Below are 561 nucleotides of genomic sequence, written 5' to 3'. Positions count from 1 at the left end.
GCGGGGCGCGGGGGTGGGCACAGGGGCGGGGGCGCGGGGGTCCTGGTCCTGGGGATGCGGCGGGGTCATGCCTCTGCATAGCGCATCCGGGGCGCTCACGGGTGATGGCCCGGGGATGTCCCCTGGAGCTGGGAACCTCTGCTGGGGGGAGGGACGCCGCATACTGGAGACCGTTCGCCTGACCCCGCCCCCTGTCTGCCCGCTCAGGAGTCTCCCCTGCCCGACCCACCCTCCCCCGTTCCGGCCCCACGCTGGTCGCCCCGGTTGCTGGGGTGGCTGAGCGCCGCGCTGCTGGGGGCGATCACGGTGGCCGACCTGCTCACGCCCTCCGGGCTGGTGGTGGGTACCCTGCTGAGCGTGCCGGTCGCGCTGGCAGCGCTGGCGGGCAGGCAGAGGCTCACGGGGGCGCTCACCGTGCTGGCGGTGGGGGCGAACGTGGGCGCCGGGGTGCTGGGAGCCATGCGGGACGGCGTGGGACCGGATCTGGGCAACCGGGCCATCAGCGTCGGGGCGGTGCTGCTGGTGGGGGCGCTGTCGCTCCGCGCGGGGGAGGCGTCGGCG

Annotated in this window: 1 pseudogene; it reads left to right on the top strand. The window is 76.3% G+C overall.

The annotated features are described in order from the left end of the window. Positions 1-264: 264 nt before the first annotated feature. Positions 265-561 (top strand): annotated as a pseudogene (locus QOL99_RS17485) (sensor histidine kinase); the annotation flags it as partial.

The sequence above is a fragment of the Deinococcus rhizophilus genome (assembly GCF_030271215.1).
Taxonomy (GTDB): Bacteria; Deinococcota; Deinococci; order Deinococcales; family Deinococcaceae; genus Deinococcus; species Deinococcus rhizophilus.
Note: the sequence above shows the minus strand (reverse complement) of the source record. Positions and strands in the feature narration are given on the sequence as shown.